This is a genomic window from Nodosilinea sp. LEGE 07088 (assembly GCF_015207395.1).
Classification (GTDB): domain Bacteria; phylum Cyanobacteriota; class Cyanobacteriia; order Phormidesmidales; family Phormidesmidaceae; genus Nodosilinea.
The window spans coordinates 1-1,186 of the sequence record NZ_JADEWX010000388.1; the positions used below are offsets into that span (position 1 = coordinate 1).

1 protein-coding gene is annotated in these 1,186 nt (G+C 62.2%); it reads right to left on the bottom strand.

Annotated elements, in window-relative coordinates; all coding sequences use genetic code 11:
* Positions 1-158: 158 nt before the first annotated feature.
* Complete coding sequence (locus IQ254_RS31200; RefSeq protein WP_193970012.1) at positions 159-1,121, bottom strand: IS5 family transposase; 963 nt, start codon at positions 1,119-1,121, stop codon at positions 159-161.
* Positions 1,122-1,186 lie beyond the last annotated feature (65 nt).

The following is a 1,186-nucleotide window of genomic DNA, read 5'->3' on the forward strand; positions in this document are numbered from 1 at the left end:
GGAGCCTCTGAACTACACGACTGTTTCAGTCTCGCCAGGTTTGCGGGTCCATTTTTCGCGCCACTCGTCCTTCGGGACGAGCGCTCGGCTTTCTTTCGATGCCGCCTTTCAGCTCTTTCGCCGCGGATCGGGGGGAATTCCCCGCTCCGCGGACGCACTCATGCTGCCGCCGCCAATCGGCGGCGCGCCATCTTCAAGTTGACCAACGCGAACAGCGTCTGCAACTGCGCTGTGTTCTTCGCCAGACCCCGATACCGCACCTTGGTGAAGCCGAACTGGCACTTCAACACCTGGAACGGGTGCTCGACCCGCGCACGCAGCTGCGCCTTCAGCCGCTCCAGCGTCTCCGTCGCTTCCTTCACCACGGCGTCCGCGATGGCTTTGACCTTGCCGCGCTTCTCCGCGACGTGCAGTTCCGCTTTGCCCCTCACGTACTTGTGCGCCCCGGTGTAGCCCGCGTCCGCATGCACGGTGGTTTCCTCTCCGGTAAGCAGTGCACCGACCTGGGTGACGTCCGCGGTGTTGGCCGCCGTGCCCACGACGACGCGGACCAAGCCCGACTCAGAGTCCACGCCGATGTGCGCCTTCATGCCGAAGTACCACTGATTGCCCTTCTTGGTTTGGTGCATCTCAGGGTCGCGCTTGCCGGCGTTGTTCTTGGTCGAACTCGGCGCATGGATGATCGTCGCGTCCACCAGCGTGCCGGCACGCATCTGCATGCCACGCGCCATCAAGTGGGCATTGACAGCCTCAAGAATCTTCGGCGCCAGCGAGTGCTTCTCAAGGAAGCGTCGGAACTTCAAGATCGTGGTCTCATCCGGGATCGCATCGACGTTGAGCTCCAGTCCAACAAAACGACGCATCGACTCGATCTCGTACAGCGCGTCCTCCATCGCTGGGTCGCTCAACGCATACCACTGCTGCAGAAAGTGGATCCGAAGCATGACCGCCGCAGGGATCGGCGGTCGTCCGGCTTTGCCACCCTTCGGGTAGTGCTCCTCGATCAAGGCCAACAGAGCCGACCATGGCACCACCTGCTCCATCTCGGCCAGGAACTTCTCACGGCGCGTCTGCTTCTTCTTCGCCGTGTACGCCAAGGAGTCGAAGGTCGTCTGCTTCATCGGCTGAACATTCTGCGGAGGGTGCGCTATGGTAGCGGGCGCGAGGGATAAATCAGAGGGTCCCT

Coding starts and splice junctions, on each gene's coding strand:
- IQ254_RS31200 (WP_193970012.1), bottom strand. CDS start 1,121: ATGAAGCAGACGACCTTCGACTCCTTGGCGTACACGGCGAAGAAGAAG.